At 65.4% G+C, this 15,714-nt stretch carries 17 protein-coding genes; 5 read left to right on the top strand and 12 right to left on the bottom strand.

The window, feature by feature from the left end:
- The first annotated feature begins 92 nt into the window (after positions 1-92).
- From AC5P9N_RS03880 to AC5P9N_RS03890, 3 genes are all read left to right on the top strand, one after another.
- Positions 93-440, top strand: coding sequence for a winged helix-turn-helix transcriptional regulator (locus tag AC5P9N_RS03880; protein WP_005410145.1), 348 nt, complete (start codon positions 93-95; stop codon positions 438-440).
- 151 nt (positions 441-591) lie between these two features.
- Positions 592-1,455 (top strand): Smlt3025 familytype IV secretion system inhibitor, encoded by an 864-nt coding sequence (locus AC5P9N_RS03885; protein WP_099484037.1) that lies wholly within the window; start codon positions 592-594, stop codon positions 1,453-1,455.
- Positions 1,456-1,486: 31 nt separating this feature from the next.
- On the top strand, positions 1,487-2,809 hold the full coding sequence (locus tag AC5P9N_RS03890) for a Smlt3024 family type IV secretion system effector (protein ID WP_164212580.1): 1,323 nt from the start codon (positions 1,487-1,489) through the stop codon (positions 2,807-2,809).
- A 110-nt stretch (positions 2,810-2,919) separates the two neighbouring features.
- On the opposite strand, the gene AC5P9N_RS03895 is transcribed toward AC5P9N_RS03890, so the two are convergent.
- The 3 genes from AC5P9N_RS03895 to AC5P9N_RS03905 form a co-directional block, all read right to left on the bottom strand.
- The gene (locus AC5P9N_RS03895) at positions 2,920-3,117 is read right to left on the bottom strand and encodes a hypothetical protein (protein WP_005410142.1); all 198 of its coding nucleotides are present in this window, start codon (positions 3,115-3,117) and stop codon (positions 2,920-2,922) included.
- 161 nt (positions 3,118-3,278) lie between these two features.
- Complete coding sequence (locus AC5P9N_RS03900; protein ID WP_012480656.1) at positions 3,279-5,420, bottom strand: TonB-dependent siderophore receptor; 2,142 nt, start codon at positions 5,418-5,420, stop codon at positions 3,279-3,281.
- Between the two features lie 73 nt (positions 5,421-5,493).
- Positions 5,494-6,138, bottom strand: a complete 645-nt coding sequence (locus AC5P9N_RS03905; protein WP_062607318.1) for a TetR/AcrR family transcriptional regulator — start codon at positions 6,136-6,138, stop codon at positions 5,494-5,496.
- Between the two features lie 82 nt (positions 6,139-6,220).
- Here AC5P9N_RS03905 and AC5P9N_RS03910 point away from each other — a divergent pair, with 82 nt between their 5' ends.
- A complete protein-coding gene (locus AC5P9N_RS03910) occupies positions 6,221-7,744 on the top strand; it encodes an FAD-dependent monooxygenase (protein ID WP_062607315.1) in 1,524 nt (507 codons plus the stop codon).
- 8 nt (positions 7,745-7,752) lie between these two features.
- On the opposite strand, the gene AC5P9N_RS03915 is transcribed toward AC5P9N_RS03910, so the two are convergent.
- The 7 genes from AC5P9N_RS03915 to AC5P9N_RS03945 all read right to left on the bottom strand — a co-directional run bounded on the left by AC5P9N_RS03915 (position 7,753) and on the right by AC5P9N_RS03945 (position 13,306).
- Complete coding sequence (locus tag AC5P9N_RS03915; protein WP_062607313.1) at positions 7,753-9,456, bottom strand: ATP-binding protein; 1,704 nt, start codon at positions 9,454-9,456, stop codon at positions 7,753-7,755.
- A gap of 181 nt (positions 9,457-9,637) precedes the next feature.
- Positions 9,638-9,886 (bottom strand): hypothetical protein, encoded by a 249-nt coding sequence (locus tag AC5P9N_RS03920; protein WP_005410137.1) that lies wholly within the window; start codon positions 9,884-9,886, stop codon positions 9,638-9,640.
- Between the two features lie 106 nt (positions 9,887-9,992).
- Positions 9,993-10,238: a hypothetical protein gene (locus tag AC5P9N_RS03925; protein ID WP_044570470.1), complete on the bottom strand. Its 246-nt coding sequence runs from the start codon at positions 10,236-10,238 to the stop codon at positions 9,993-9,995.
- 124 nt (positions 10,239-10,362) lie between these two features.
- Positions 10,363-10,632, bottom strand: a complete 270-nt coding sequence (locus tag AC5P9N_RS03930; protein WP_005410135.1) for a hypothetical protein — start codon at positions 10,630-10,632, stop codon at positions 10,363-10,365.
- An 86-nt stretch (positions 10,633-10,718) separates the two neighbouring features.
- Positions 10,719-11,363, bottom strand: coding sequence for a hypothetical protein (locus tag AC5P9N_RS03935; RefSeq protein WP_012480650.1), 645 nt, complete (start codon positions 11,361-11,363; stop codon positions 10,719-10,721).
- A gap of 133 nt (positions 11,364-11,496) precedes the next feature.
- Complete coding sequence (locus tag AC5P9N_RS03940) at positions 11,497-11,973, bottom strand: hypothetical protein (RefSeq protein ID WP_060380631.1); 477 nt, start codon at positions 11,971-11,973, stop codon at positions 11,497-11,499.
- A gap of 94 nt (positions 11,974-12,067) precedes the next feature.
- Positions 12,068-13,306 (bottom strand): NADH:flavin oxidoreductase/NADH oxidase family protein, encoded by a 1,239-nt coding sequence (locus tag AC5P9N_RS03945; protein ID WP_060380630.1) that lies wholly within the window; start codon positions 13,304-13,306, stop codon positions 12,068-12,070.
- Between the two features lie 89 nt (positions 13,307-13,395).
- On the opposite strand from AC5P9N_RS03945, the gene AC5P9N_RS03950 reads away from it, so the two are divergent.
- Complete coding sequence (locus AC5P9N_RS03950; RefSeq protein WP_005410131.1) at positions 13,396-13,875, top strand: MerR family transcriptional regulator; 480 nt, start codon at positions 13,396-13,398, stop codon at positions 13,873-13,875.
- A gap of 16 nt (positions 13,876-13,891) precedes the next feature.
- Here AC5P9N_RS03950 and AC5P9N_RS03955 read toward each other — a convergent pair whose 3' ends face one another.
- Positions 13,892-15,103 carry an MFS transporter gene (locus tag AC5P9N_RS03955; RefSeq protein WP_005410130.1) on the bottom strand — a complete coding sequence of 404 codons (1,212 nt, stop codon included), beginning with the start codon at positions 15,101-15,103 and terminating at the stop codon, positions 13,892-13,894.
- Positions 15,104-15,228: 125 nt separating this feature from the next.
- Positions 15,229-15,648, bottom strand: a complete 420-nt coding sequence (locus AC5P9N_RS03960; RefSeq protein ID WP_049449078.1) for an HD domain-containing protein — start codon at positions 15,646-15,648, stop codon at positions 15,229-15,231.
- Positions 15,649-15,714 lie beyond the last annotated feature (66 nt).

A 15,714-nucleotide genomic window follows, 5' to 3' on the forward strand; every position in this document is an offset into this window, starting at 1 on the left:
CACATTCAAGGAATGGGGCCATGCTAGGCTCGCACCGTTATCGCAACAAGAACGATGAATTTCCGTAGGTACTATGGTTTTCCGGAGTATGCATGCGTAGCAGGCGTTGGGATGGCAAGAGCGGTTGCGCGGTGGAAGTCACGCTGTCGGTGATGGGCGGCGTGTGGAAGCCGATCATTCTGTTTCACCTGATGACAGGCAAGCGACGTTTCATGGAGCTGACCCGGCGTGTGCCCAACGCCACCCAGTCCATGCTGACCAGCCAGCTGCGGGAACTGGAGGCTGACGGGGTGGTGATCCGCCACGTGTACCCGGAAGTGCCGCCGAAGGTGGAGTACGAGCTTTCCGAATTCGGTCGCACGTTGGTGCCGGTGCTGCTTGCCATGCGCGAGTGGGGTGAAACCTATCGCGGCCATAAAGGCACGGACAGCAACGGCTGAGACCTGGAGTGGAGTGCCGAAGCAGTATCCGCAGTACTGCAGGCAGCGTATGTGGCGCGCAGCCTGGTTTCATGAAGGGCTGCGATGCGGTTCCTGTTCCGTGGACGCCCGGTTGCCTATAGTGGCGCTGGAACCCTGCAATGGAATGCCCATGCACGTGATGTCCCCCAGCCGGTGTCTGACGCTTGCACTTGCCGTTGCAGTGAGTGCCGGCGCCTGTGCGCGGCCACCGTCCAACGAACACGAAAGGAATTCCGCCATGTCCGGCGCAACCCAGACCGGCCGCACGATCAACGGCCACACCTATACCGATGCGCCCGTGGACGTGAAGCTCGGGCCGAATACCTTCCGCATTCCAGCCAACTACCTGGACAGCCAGATCGCACCGTGGCCGGGCGAGGGCGTGACGCTGGTCATCGAGTGGCCGGACATGAAGCCGACGGCGCCGGGTGCGCGGGCGAATCCGCGTACGAATGATTTCCGGAAGGAGATTCCCATTCGGATCAACTACGTCGATCGCGTTCCCGTCGAAACACTGCTTTCAAGGCTGTCGTCAAATGAAGCCATCACGGAGGAGGGCTCTGTGGAAAGGGAGGACCCCAGGGACCGTCTCGATCAACGAGTTGCAAAGCCGCAGACCTTGGGCCTGACGCCCTATGCAATCGATGAAGCGAAGATGGTGGTGTACGCGAAGAAGTATGAGGCGCGGTACGGGAAGCCGCCTGTGCGCAATCCCGCCTACGAGAGAGACTGGTACATCGCACGCCAGGGCGATGGTCGGATCAGCTCGTTCATCAAATGTGACGGCGAGGAATTCCGACGCGACGGCGTGCGGCTGGAGGGGCGCGAGGTGATCAGTGAGCCCGGGGAAGTGGCAGCGGGCTGCGTTCATTACTTCGTGGACATCGACAACAAGCTGTCCGTCAGCCTGGACTACAAAAGAGCGTTTCTGAAGGACTGGAAGCGCATGGAAGAGGCCGTCAGGGACGTCATCGCGCGCACCCGGTCCAAGTGATCGGTGATTCAAGGAAGTGAAGGGGTAGGGTATGAGTGGATTGACCGAGCGAGATCTGAGCGTCCTTGGCAGCTATGCCAGAGACGGTAACCGCGAGCTTTACTGGAACTACCTGTCGCAACTGCCGGGAGCCGATGGATACGGGACACTGGCACTGGGTGTTGTACGCAATGACAGCCTGCCGGGACGCGTCGCGAACACCTATGCACAGGACTACGCGAAGAGCCAGCAGGAAGAGGGATCCCGATTTCCAAATGCACAGTTGACCGAACGGCAATGGGAGTCCTTTGGGCAGACGCTGCTAGAAAGAGATCTTGAGTTGCGGCAGCAGTGGATGAACGAGCGCCGCCCAGACCTGGCACTGAATCTTCCCGGCAAGGATGTGATGCTGGCTCACGACCGTGCATTTGAACGGCATGAACTCGATCCCAACTGCTGGACGCCGCGCGTGTTGCTGCAGGCGGCTGAGCAGAAGAGCGGCCCCGCGAAGCTGGAACAGATCTGGACCAACATGCTCGACAATGACTACGCCGGAGGCCCGCGTGTAGGCAACACCAGCGTCGATGCCATCAGCCAGATGGGATGGACGAAAGGCGGCCAGTACCTCACCCGGTTGAGCGTGCTGGAAGCCACCCAGGCCCTGGAAGGGCGCTCGGCGGTCGATCCGAACGTCATCGGTGGCAACAGCTACTACGCGATGTACTTCGAGGCGGACAGGAAATGGGCCAGCATCAGTGCGGGCGGCGGTCACATGTCGCTGCGCGAGATCACCGATCCCTCACGTATCGCCGAACTCAACGACGCGCGCGAGGTTCGTCTGGAGCGCCTGGAGAAGCGAACCCAGTTCCACCCGGACGACCCATATCGGACCATTACCCGCAGCCCGCTTACCGCAGCCGTGGACGACGTGGCGGATCCCTCACAGGCGCCGACCCGTCTGGCCGACATTGGTCCTGGCCACCGTGAGTACACATTGCTGCAGCAGGTGCGCGAAGGCGTGGCCGCGATCGATGCCAGCGCGGGACGTACCCACGATGAGAACAGCGAGCGTCTTGTGGCGAGCGTGATGGCCTTGGCCCGCCGCAACCAGCTTGAACGCGCCGATCACGTGCTGCTGAGCGCCCAGACGGCCGACGCTCCCGCAGGGCGGAACGTGTTCGTGGTGCAGGGCGAGATGACCGACCCCGCCCACCTGCGCGCTTCAATGCCCACGGATATAGCAGTACAGACGCCGGTTGCGCAGTCGTTGCAGCAGATGAAAGCGGTCGACCTGGATCGCCAGCAGACTGCCGCGCAACGCCAGCAGGAAATTGATGTGCAGGCGCGCGAGAACCATGCGATGCGGATGGGATGAAATCACACCGCCAGTCGCGTATGGAACCTTTTCAGTAGTAAGGCGCAGCGCCTGCCAGCCAATGCCAGCCCCCGAAATGGGGGCCGGCACGCATCACGGCAGTGCGTGGCTTACGGGATGGTGCAGCCGCTGTTCCGCAGGCAACGAGCAAACGCCGGGTAACAGACTTTCTCGCCATTACCCGCCGCCAGGCACGCGTCATACGCGGTATAGCAAGGGGTACAGCGGGACTGCGCGGAGGCACTGCCGATTCCCAGGGTCAGTGCAGCAGCCGCAATAGCAACAGACAGCTTGAATCCAATCTTCATGCTTCACTCCGTTGATAGCCCTCCTTGGGCAACGGCAACGCTACAGGCGGAGGAGATCGTGCACAAGTGACTGGAAGTGCCGACGGTTTCGGACACGCGTGGACCAGTGCCAGGCAACGATCTGCTTGCCGGCAGTGGATCAGCGCTACACGTGCTTCCGGTCAGAAGCTGTAGGCCGCCTGCACATACACCCGCCGTGGATCGCCGGGGAAATGCCCGTTGCGTTCAATGAAGCCACTGGCCGCGTACACCTTGTCGAACAGGTTCTTGACGTTGGCCTGGAACTGCCACTGCCTCCACGTGGTCTTCCAGCTCACGTCGAACACGGTGTAGGCCTTGACCGTCTGCCCATCCAGGCTGACGCGTTCGCCGACGTGATCGGCGCCAAAACCGATGGCGGAGTTGATCGCCGGCAGGTCATAACGCGTCCACAACCCCAGCTTGTTGCGCGGCGCATTGGCGAATCGGTCGCCTGAGGCGTTGGTGATGCCATTCGGTCCGGCGTCCTTCACCCGCGCATCGTTGTAGGCGTACGTCAGATTCAGCACCCAGCGCTCGCTGAGGTCGGCCAGCAGGTCAAGCTCCATGCCGGTGCTGCGTACCAGGCCCAGCGCGGCCAACTGGTTCACGCCACCGATCACCTCGCCGGTGGCCTGCACGATGTTGCTGCGGTCGATCCGGTAGACCGCCATGTTCAAGGCCACACGGTCGGCCAGCAGCGACTTCATGCCTACTTCCCACTGCTTGCTGCGCTCGGCATCGAACGGTCCGCCAGCGGCCGGGTTCTGGTTGGCGGCACTCTGCGGCACGAAACCACTGGCGACGTTGGCGTAGACGTTCAGGCCCTCACGCACGGTGAACGTGCTGCCCAGCCGCCAGCTGAGATCGTTGCCATCCACACTGTTGCCAGTGATGCGATCCTCATCCTTGAAGCCATCCCAGCGCACCCCGGCCAGCACATGCCAGCGCGGGCCCAGTGCCAGTTCGTCCTGCAGGTAGCCGCCATGGCGCTTGCTGCGGGTGGATGTGCTGCGCCAGGGCAGGGCCGCCAGGTTGTAGTCGTGCCAGGTACTGGCGCCGTACACGGGATTGAACAGGTCGATGCCGCGCACCGGCCCCGCACCACGTGCAAGGTCAGCGCTGTTGGCGGTCTGTGCAGTGAAATCCGCATCCAGCTGGTACACGTCCGCACCGAACAGCACCTTGTGCTCAACCGCGCCGGTGGTCACCCGCCAGACGGCATTGCCGTTGGCAGTGAATGCTTCGTTGTCGCGGATCTGGTTGCGCAGCTGGCGGGTCATCCACTCGGCCACGCCATCGCGGTCGCGATCGATCAGGCCCATCGGCTCGTGGTACATCTGGTGTTCGCTGTTGCTGAACCAGCGGGCGGCGAAGTCCAGGTCCAGAGAATCGAGCGGCGCGAAGCGGTACTGCGCCAGCGCCACCTTGGCGCGCATGTCGAGGAAATCACTGGCCTCGTTGTGGTTCCAGCGGCGGTCGGTCAGGAACGTGCCTGCATCGTTGACCGGCACGCCACGCAGGCGGTTGCCGCCAAGGTTCTGGGTGATGTCGGTGAACTGCAGCACCAGCTCGCCGGTCTGGCCGACGTCGAAGGCCAGCGAGGCGTCGCCGATCACGCTCTCGCTGTCGGTGTTCCAGCGCACGCCCTGTTCACTGTCGGCATAGAGCCCGGCGCGATAGCGTACGCTGCCGGCGGCATTCAACGGCCCGGTACCCTCGATCGATCCGGCACGGAAGTCCTTGTCGCCGAGCTGGACCTCGATGCGGCGTTCGTCGCTGGCTTTCGGCTTGCGGGTCACGTAGTTGATGACACCGCCCGCATCACCCCCGCCATACAGTGCGCCTGCCGGCCCCTTCAGCACTTCCACGCGCTCGATGTTGAACAGCTGCGGCACCGAAAATCCTGCGTACGGGTCGCCGCGCAGGCCGTCATACAGCACGTTCTCCTGGCGGAAGCCGCGCAGGGTCACCCCGGCATAGCTGAAATAGCTGATGCCGCTGATGCTGCGATAGAGGTCGGTCACCTGGCGCGCGGCCTGGTCGTCGATCAGTTCACGCGGGATGACCTGGATCGACTGTGGGACCAGCTCCAGGGGGGTATCGGTGCGGGTGCCGACCGCAGCATCGTCTACCCGATACAGTGTCTGTGCGCGTCCGCGGACTTCGACCTTGTCCAGATCCTTGGGTGCGGCAGCGGAGGACTCAGCTGCATGCGCAAGGGTCGCCACGTGCAGGGTCAGCGCCAGGCACAGGGTGCGTTGCAGGGGCATGGGCAGGGGCATTGGGGAGGGTCACGTGTCTGCAAATGAGAAAGATTAGCATTTGCGATACTTCGACGCCTATTCCCCGGATGCGCTATGGACGCGCGCCGGGGTCCGTATACGGGGTGCCCGCCAAGGCCACCAGTACCCCGGCGGCACCGCGCACGATCAGCTGCCGCATGGCCTCACGCGGGTCCTCGCCCTGCAGCTGGCTTGCCAGTCCTTTCTCATAGGCCGCCACCATCGACGCCAGCAGCATGGCCGCGCCCAGTCGCGCTTCGGCGTCATGTTCGGGCCGGCCGACAGCGTGGGCCATCAATCGCGCCAGATCGTCAGTCAACTGCGCCTGCAGCCGTCGCGCGTGCGCGACCAGTACCGGGCTCTCCGCCACGGTGCCCCAGAACGCGACAGCGCCGGCATTGATGCGCAGCAGCGGATGGCCAGCCTCCAGCAGCTCACGAACGAGCGACTGGAAGGCCGCGAGCGGGGTCAGGCCGCTGCGCGCCATCATGCCCTCGCGCAGCAGCGTGCGCGCCTCCTCATCCCGGTCGAACACCAGGTCTTCCTTGCTGGCGAAGTAGTTGAAGACCGTCTTGCGTGAGACGCCCGCGGCTTCGGCGATCTCGGACATGGAGACGGCCTCGAAGCCGCGCCGGATGATCAGCTCGGTGGCGACGTCCGAAATCGTTTGTCGGGTCACGGCCTTGCGTTGTTCGCGGCGGCCAGGAGGCGGGGTCATGGGCGGTTCACTTGTGGAAACGTACACCGAGTGTAACATTTGACCCGCCAGAGCGCCGACCTGGCGCTCACAAGGAATCTCGATGCTGTACGACGTCGTCATTGCCGGTGCTGGCCCGGTTGGCCTGTTCCTGTCCTGCGAACTGGCCCTGGCCGGGTGTTCGGTGCTGGTGCTGGAGCAGGCCGGGTCCGCCGGTTCGCCGTTGAAGCGCCTGCCATTCGGGCTGCGCGGCCTCAACGCCCCCACGCTGGAGGCACTGGATCGGCGCGGCCTGTTGGACGCGGTCGCCGCGACGCAGGTGCTCAAGCCCGACAAGGGTGCGCCGCCGCCCGGCACCGCCCATTGGCTGGCGCAGCCGCGTGCGCTGGGTGGGCACTTCGCGGGTATTCCATTTGCACTGGACGATGTGGACCAGGCGCGCTGGAGCTGGCGCCTGCCGACACCGGTGGGCACCCAGATGGCGGTGGAGTTGCAGGCCCTGGAAGCGGTGTTTGCCGAACGTGCGGCTGCGCTGGGCGTGCGCATCGAACGCGGGCGTGCGGTACAGGCGGTGGATGCGCACGAGGCGCAGGTTGCCGTGCACACCGGCTCCGGCAGGGTCCACGGCCGCTGGCTGGTCGGTTGTGATGGGGCCCGCAGCACGGTACGCAAACAATCGGGCTTCCTCTTCGCTGGAACCGGGCCAGAGTTCACCGGTTACACGCTGCTGGTCGAACTGGCAGATGGGTGTGTACTCACACCAGGCCGACAGTTCACCGATCACGGGATGTGCAATTTCAACCCGCCAGGCATGCTGGCGCTGGCCGATTTCGATGGTGGCGCCGGCCATCGCACGCCACTGGACCGGCTCACCGCGCAAGCGTTGCTGCGGCGGGTGTCTGGCCGCGAGGCAACGATCACTGCATTGCACCTGGCCACGACATGGACCGATGCTGCGCGCCAGGCGACGGCCTATCGCAGCGGACGTGTGCTGTTGGCAGGTGATGCCGCGCACATGCATTCGCCGTTGGGCGGCCAGGGACTGAACCTCGGCATCGGCGATGCGATGAACCTCGGTTGGAAGCTGGCCGCCGTGGCGCGGGGCAAGGCCGATGAGGCGCTGCTGGACAGCTATCAGGCTGAGCGCCATCCGGTGGGTGCCAAGGTGCTGGACTGGTCGCGCGCGCAGGTTGCGCTGATGCGACCCGGGCCCGGTTCGCGCGCACTGGCAGCGATCATGGCCGACCTGGCCGGCACCCGCGATGGGGCCACGTATCTGGCCGAGCGGATCTGGGGTGTTTCGCAGCAGCTGGATCTTGACGGAGACCACCCGCTGGTCGGCAGGAACGCGCCGGATTTCCGGTTGGTCGATGGCCGCCGCCTGGGCGAACTGCTGAGAGCGGGGCAGGGGGCGCTGCTTGTTTTCGACCCGGCGTCTTCGCCGCCGCAGCATGGCCAACGCTGGCAGCCTTCCATCGCCTGCGCCGCAGATACTGGGGATGCGACATCGGGCCTGGGGGCGGTGCTGGTGCGCCCGGATGGCATCGTTGCCTGGGTCTGTGGCACACGGGGGGATATGTCCGGCCTTGATTCAGCGCTTGCTTCTTGGACCGGTCCGATCCGGTGATCTGCCCGCTAATGCGCAGTCACCATCGTCTGCGAGCGACAGCTGGCCTCGGTCATCACCAAGGCCAGCTGCTTCAGTGAGTAGGGCTTGCGCAGCAGCGTGAAACCGTGGCCTGGATCGCGGGCCAGCAGTTCGCTGTAGCCACTGGTGAGAATGATCGGAAGATCGGGCAGGCGGCTGCGGATGGTGCGGGCCAGATCCAGCCCATTGGTCCCGGGCATGACCACGTCGCTGAACACCACGTGGAAACGCGCAGCGTCGCGCTCGAGCTCCGCCAGTGCTTCGTCGGCATTGCGCGCGAGTACGACGTTGTACTCAAGCTCGCGCAGCGCACCGACTGCAAATTCGGCCACATCCACATTGTCTTCCACCACCAGCACGCACAATCCGTGACCATGCAGCAATCCCGGTTGCGCGGTCGGCAGCTCGATGGAGGCGTTAGCCTGCGCCAGCGGCAGATACAGCGTGAAGCGCGTACCGACACCGGCCTGGCTCTGTACGTCCACTTCGCCCTCGGACTGCTTGACGAAGCCGAACACCTGGCTGAGGCCAAGCCCGGTGCCCGCGCCCACTCCCTTGGTGGTGAAGAATGGCTCGAAGATCCGGTCCACCACGGACGGATCGATACCGGCACCGGTGTCGCTGACGCTGATCGCAGCGAAGTTGCCTTTCATCGGCGCCGCGAACCGCACGGAAGGCACCGATGTCAGCTGTTCCACATCGATCGTCACCTTGCCGTGGCCGTCGATGGCGTCGCGCGCGTTCACCGCGATGTTGATCAGTGCGGTGTCGAGCTGGGTCCGGTCCAGCAGCACCGGCAACGGGGCGTCGGGCAGGTTCACCGACACGGAGATGCGTGCACCCAGCACTGTGGTGATGATGTCTGAAAGCGCGCGTACGCTCTCGCAGAGGTCGAATACCTGCGGCGACAGGCTCTGCCTGCGCGAGAACGCCAGAAGCTGGGCGGTCAGGCGAGTGGCGCGGTCAGCGGCGGTTTCGATCGCCTGTACATAGCGCAGGCGCGCATCTTCGGCCGGCCAGGTATGCAGCAGCATGTCCACGGAACCGGTGATGACCTGCAGCAGATTGTTGAAGTCGTGGGCAACGCCGCCGGTCAGCTGGCCGATGGCCTCCAGCTTCTGCGACTGCCGCAGCTGTTCGCGGGCGCGTACCAGTTCAAGATGGGCCTCGCGTGCCTGCTCGGTGATGGCCGCCACCTGGCGGGTGTGCCGGTCGCGTTCGATCACCCGTTCGGTCTGCTCGCTGACCATGCAGATGATGCCGGCCACGCCTCCGCAACCGGCACGCAGCGGCGAGTAGGAGAACGTCCAGAATGTCTCGCGCAACGTGCCATCACGGTCCATCATCAACGGCATGTTCTTGAAACTGCGGCTTGTACCGCCGAAGGCGTCGTTGACAGCATCGACGACGTCGGCCCAGACGTCCGCCCAGACGTCTTCCAATCGGCTGCCCATGGCGCCGTGCAGCTTGCCGCCCAGCATCGGCAGGTAGGCATCGTTGAAGAAGAACGCCTTGTTGTCGCGGCCCCATGCGATCCACAGCGGCTCCGGAGAATCCAGGATCATCGCCAGCAGAGCGCGAAGTTCGGGAGGAGCGTTGGTCGCGTCGGCGGAACGGGCCCAGTCGCTGTCCTGCAGCAGTCGGTAGGCGAGTTGATCGGGTGCCGAGACAGGAAGGGGGAAGGGATGCATGGCCGTGCGCGAAGAAAGGTGCCGCAGCTTAGCCGAGGTGATGTCATTGCGCCCTGCACAGTTCCTTTGCCCCGGCCGTCATCGGCCCTTCGGGCGGACGAGGTGGCTCACGGGGCGGCCTCTGACTGCACCATCATCCCTGCGCCAACGGCCTGCGTCGTGGCACCGTCGTATTGCAGCCTCAGACACCCAGAAGCGAATTCACCTGCCAATCGGCAACCCGCGCATGGCTCACCGCCTGATGACTGCCGCATCCGTCGCAGCGGAACAAGGCGCCGCCCGGCAGCTGGACCAGATTGTCTTCGCTGGCCGAGCGGGTTTCAGAGCAATGCCGGCAGATGACAGTGAGCGCCGTAATGCGCTCCACCCCGCCAGACAGGTCGAACACAGCTTCAAAGGCATGGATGACAGGGTGACCAGTGGCCGGCATCGGGAAAGTCGTCGTGATGGGGAGGCCTTATCCTGCCCCCCCGATCGTGACGGGCTGGTCATCCGCATGCATTGGAACGATCAAGATGCCCGGCATGCCCGGCGGCTCAGAGATCCTTCTTCTTGCCGCTCAGGTCGATCGGCCTGTCACTGCCCTTGCGCTCGCTCGACCACACTTCCATGCTCTTGTTGCAGCGGCTCTCGCGGGCAGCCACTTCGGGTGGCAGGTCCTTCAGATGCGGCGACTCCTGGCAGGCCTGGTGCATGTTGCTGTCGTCATACGTGGCACAGGCGCTGAGCGTGGCCAGGGCAATGGCGGTGAGGGAGGCGCGAAGCAGGGGCTGCAGGGTCATGGGGGGTCTCGGGTGGTGCCGGGCTGGCCATGGAATTCAAATACGTGACCCCGGGCACGAGCAATCCGTCCAATCGCACTTGTTATTCTGTAACAGATGCGCGATAGTCCGGCGCCTGCTGCTGTCAGGCGACGCAGATCATCAGGATCATGCTCAGCGCCAGCATCAGCACGAATACGCGCCGGCTCAGCGCAAGGCAGGCCAGGCAGGCGGCCAGTGCCCAGGCAGCCAGCAGCGCGCAGGCCAGCAGCCACAGCCCGATCACGATCAAGGATCCGGTCGCCAGCGCCGACAACGCGATGGCCTTGTACAGAGCCACGCCCAACACGCTGCCGAGCACGCCCGCCTGCAGGGCGATGGCATCGTGATGTGCGGGGGCAGGCGCGTGGAGCATGGTGGCTGGATGGTTGCAAGCGTGAGCGGCGCGCGTAATGTGCCCGAATACACATCCACGCCATGTGTACTTCGCCGACGGCGTGATCAGTGACGGCGGCGCGACAGCAATAGCCCAATGCCCACCACGGGCACGATCCCAAGGATCGGTGCTTTGTACAACGGCCAGCCATGCAGTACGCCCGTGATCACCAGTGCCGCCGTCGCCAGCAACAGGCCCGCACCCCAAACGCGTGCGGGCCAGGCACCGAAGAAGTGGCGACGTTGCGGAGCCGCGGCAGCGTTGGCGGGCCGATCTGCGAGCGCCTCTGCCAGTGCGTCCCGGAAGGTTGGGAAATCATGCATCGATGCCCGCGTGCGCTGCAGCAGCACGCTCGGTCCATCGATCAGGATCAGATCGACATGATCGTCCAGGTTGTAGGACCGGATCTGCTTGAACGGGAGAGGAGGACGGTGCTGGAATACCAGACGATCCTGTTCCAGTACCACCCGGTCCCGTTGTGGGGAATAGACAACGAAGCCGAGAATCAGCGGCGACAGCGTGAAAATCGCTGCGGCGCCCAGTGCCGGAAGCGGCCCAAGTTCGGGTGCGACGGCAAACAGGAGTATTGCCAGTGGTCCGGCTCCGGCGGCAACGATGGCGTACTGGTGATAGCGCCTGAAGATGCGTACTTCGCTGCCGATTTTCCGCGGCCGGGCGGGGAGACGGGAGCGGGCGGTGGGTGACTTCATGGACTGCGTTCGATCACGGCATTCTGGCAAGAAAGCGTGGCGTCGCGTTGCAATGAAGTCCATACAACTATTTCGAATCCACCCTTGCTGGACCCCTGTGTGAGTCCTCGTGCGCCTTCGCCCATGCATCTGCTCAGTCGAACTCGCCCTCGGCCGATTCCAACCGCTGCCGGTACGCCGCCCGATGCTGGTACAGGCGCTGGCACTCGGTGGACCGGTGGATCCGGCTGGCCGGTTCGTTGGCCACGGCGTCGCACATCCTTGCGATGTGGTTGTTGGACGCCAGTTCGGTCACGAAGAACACGGCGGTGATGCCGGTACCCAGCAGCACGACATAGAGCAGGCGGCTGAGCCAGCGCGTGCGCTTGCGCTCGAAGTGCTGCTGGAGGGTCAGGTCGAAGCGGATGATGCTGAGCACGATCCAGATGATCGCGACGAGGAAGCAGATGGTAGGCAGCAGGCCTCGCCAGAGTCCTGCTTCGTACACCGACTCGCTGTAGTGAACTGCTGCCCCGGCACCTGCGATGGCAATCGCCAGCGCCCAGTTACGGCCCAGCGAGAGCAGGTCATCGAGCAGCTTCTCCCGGTTCCTGGTCGATCCTGCTGCCACGTGGGTTCCGTCTCCATGCTGCGACCGGCGGCGGAACTGCCGCCGATCCTGCAGATGGTGGAGCATCGCTGCGGCGATGAGAAGACCGCGCGGCTCAGTGTGCGAGGGCGCGGGCGCCGATCCAGCGCCGGTAGCGGCGGGTCCGACACTTTGCGGCCGCCTGTGCCAGCAGCAGGGCCCATACTGGTGAAACGGTGGGTGCGGTGGGGCGGCGCCGGCTCAACCGGCCCAGCTGATACTTCACTGCGGCCATGTGCGCACTGGCCGCCAGCGGCTTGCTGCGCCAGTTGATGTCGCGCAGTGTCGGCACCGGATCGCGGCCCTGCTGCCAGTGCTGCGGCAGATCCGGCTCGATCGCCAGCGCGGTGGCGATGCCGACCATGGCCACGCCGCTGGCCAGCACCTGCTCTGCCACTTCGCGGCGGCGGATGCCGCCGGTGACCATCAGCGGCATCCTTGCCACCGTGGCGATCTCGCGCGCGAATTCGAGGAAGTACGCCTCGCGGGCCACGCTGCGCTGGTCGCGTGCGGCGCCGGTCATGGCCGGTGCTTCATAGCTGCCGCCGGACAGTTCGACCAGATCCACGCCGAGGGGCGCCAGCATCTCGACCACGTCGCGCGCGTCCTCGGGCGAGAAGCCGCCGCGCTGGAAATCGGCGGAGTTGAGCTTCACCGCCACCACGAACGTGGGCGCCACCGTCGCGCGCACACCCTGCACGATCTCCAGCAGCAGGCGCGCACGGTTCTGCAGGCTGCCACCCCAGCGGTCATCGCGGCGGTTCGACAGCGGCGACAGGAACTGGCTGAGCAGGTAGCCGTGCGCGGCATGGATCTCCACGCCGCTGAAACCGGCGCGCTCGGCCAGCTCGGCACTGCGGATGAAGCGGGCGATCACGTCTTCAATATCCGCCTCGGTCATCGCCCGCGGCGGCGCGAACTGTTTGGACAGTGCGCCCATGTCCAAGGGGACCGCCGAAGGCGCCAATGCCGGCTGGCCGAGCGCGGCCGGCATCTGCCGCCCGGGGTGGTTGATCTGCATCCACATCTGCACCCCGCGCGAGCGCGCGGTGTCGGCCCAGGCGATGAAACGCTCCAGGTGGCGATCGTCCTCCAGCACCACGCCGCCGGGGCCGGTCATGGCGCGGCTATCAACCATCACGTTGCCGGTGATGATCAGTCCGGCGCCGCCGTCGGCCCAGCGCTGGTACAACTGCAGCAGCGCTTCGGAGGGGGCGTGGTCGGCGTCGGCCATGTTCTCCTCCATCGCCGCCTTGGCGATGCGGTTGCGGATGAGGGCGCCGGAAGGCAGCGCCAGGGGCGAGAACAGCGACATGGGACAGCTCCAGGACAGGGGAATGGCGCTACGCTAACCTTCAAGTTTTATTGAAGGTCAATGGGTTCCGATGTCGAGGATTCAGGCAGATGAAGATCGGTGAGCTGGCCCGCCGCACGGGCCTGGCGGCGTCACGTATCCGCTTCTATGAGGAGGCAGGGTTGCTGGTCGTCCAGCGGCAGGCCAACGGCTACCGCGACTACCCGGAGCAGGCGGTGCTGCTGCTGGAGCTGATTACCGGTGCGCAGCGCGCCGGCTTCAGCCTGGAGGAGATACGCGCCTTGCTGCCACCGGACATGGGCCAGTGGCAGCACGACGCATTGATCTCGATGCTGCAGCAGAAGGTGGCCGACATCGAGGCGCTGCAGTTGCGGCTGGCAGAGAGCCGGGCGCACCTGCTGGCCCTGATCGAGGACATCCAGGCGCGGCCGGAGGGCATCGACTGCGCGGCCAACTCGCGGCGGGTGCTGGAGCGCGTCAAGCGCGGTGAGCTGGCGCGCCCGACACTTGCGGCCGGCGATACGGCGTTGCTGCGGCCGGATCGCCGCCGCCGCGCGGGCAGCAGCTGACGATCCGGCGCGAAGGTCAGTGACTGCCCACGCCGGCTGTCTTGCGCTTCCTGTCCAGCATCACCGCCACGCACCACAGCAGCAGGCCGCCGATGGCAGTGGCGGCACCGACATAGCCGGTGCTGGCCGGGCTGAAGCCGGCACTGATCGCCATGCCGCCCAGCCACGGCCCGAGCGCATTGGCGGTATTGAAGGCGGCATGGTTGGAGGCGGCGGCCAGGGTCTGTGCTTCGCCGGCCACGTCCATCAAGCGCGTCTGCAATACTGCGGCCAGCGCGCCCATGGTGCCGACGGTGATGATCATCGGACCGATGGTCCACACCGATTGCGCGGCCAGCGGATACAGCAGCAGCATCACGATCGACCACAGCAGCACCACCGCGGCGGCCTTGAAGTGGAACTTGTCGACCAGCCAGCCACCGGCGATGTTGCCGATGATCGCGCCGATGCCGAACACGCCCACCGCCAGCGGCATCCACGATTCGGCCACGCCGGTGACCTGCACCAGGGTCGGTGCCAGGTAGGTGAACACGCAGAACATGCCGGCGAAGCCAACGGCGCCGATCGCCAGCGCCAGCCACACCTGGGTGGTGTTGAAGGCGCGCAGTTCGCGCATCGGCGAGGTACGAACCTCGTCCGGGTCCGGCAGCAGGAAGCGCGCGATCATCGCCACGGTGGCGATGGCCAGCACGCTGACCAGGGCAAAGGCGGTGCGCCAGCTCAGCTGCTGGCCCAGCCAGGTGGTCAGCGGATTGCCGACCAGGATCGCGATCGACAGGCCCAGCAACACGCGCGACATCGCCTGGCCGCGCTGGCCGGCAGGGCTGATCGCGGCGGCCACCAGCATCGCCACGCCGAAGTAGGCGCCATGCGGCAGGCCGGCGACGAAACGCGCAATGAGCATCGTGCCGTAGTTCGGCGCCAGTGCGCTGGCCAGGTTGCCGACGGCATAGAAGCCCATCAGTGCCAGCAGCAGCTTGCGGCGAGGGAAGCTGGCGCCGACGAAGGCGAGGATCGGGGCGCCGACGACCACGCCGATGGCGTAGGCGCTGATCAGGTGGCCGACCTGGGTTTCGGAAATCGACAGGCCGCGGCTGATCTCCAGCATCAGGCCCATGCTGGCGAATTCACTGGTGCCGATGGCGAAGCCGCCCAGCGACAAGGCAAGGATGATCAGGGTGCGCTGACGGGGCGTCAGCCGCGCAGCCAGGGAAGAGTTGGGGCTCATGCGGGGCGCGATGGGGGCGGGGAGCCGGTCATTGTACTGCTGCACCGCAACAAGGGCAGCAGCACTCAGGGTAAATCAGCGTTTGATCGGTGACACGTTCGCCCACCCGCCATCGCGCGGCGCGATCAGAGGCCCAGCGCTGCCCGGGCGTGCGCATACTTGCCGCGCAGGCGCCCGGCCGTCGCCGCGTCGAGCATCGCCAGGCGCTGCGGATCGGCGTTGTCATCCAGATCGGCCTGCTTCACCTTCAGTGCCAGCGGGTGGGCGGCAATGCGCGCGTAGTAGCTGTCCGCGTCGGGGGCCGCGTCGCGGTTGAGCAGGTGCACCGCCTCGCGCAGCGGGGCGGGAAAGACCTCGATCCGTGCGGCAAACGCCGGGCAGTCTTCGGCTACGTCATGCAGCCAGGCCACCACTTCGGCGTCATCGTCGCCGCGCACCGCGGCCGCCACCCGCGCCACATGGCAGATGTAAGGCTGGCCGGCCTTGTCCGTCTGGCCCGTGTGGGCCTCGGTGGCCAGCGTGCGTGCAAGTGCTACCCAGTCCATTGCAATCTCCTTGGATATCCGCAGACAGTTTCGCGCAGAAACCGTAGCGCTTGTGCATACGCCGAT

Source organism: Stenotrophomonas sp. YJH_SMC_6, assembly GCF_059371335.1.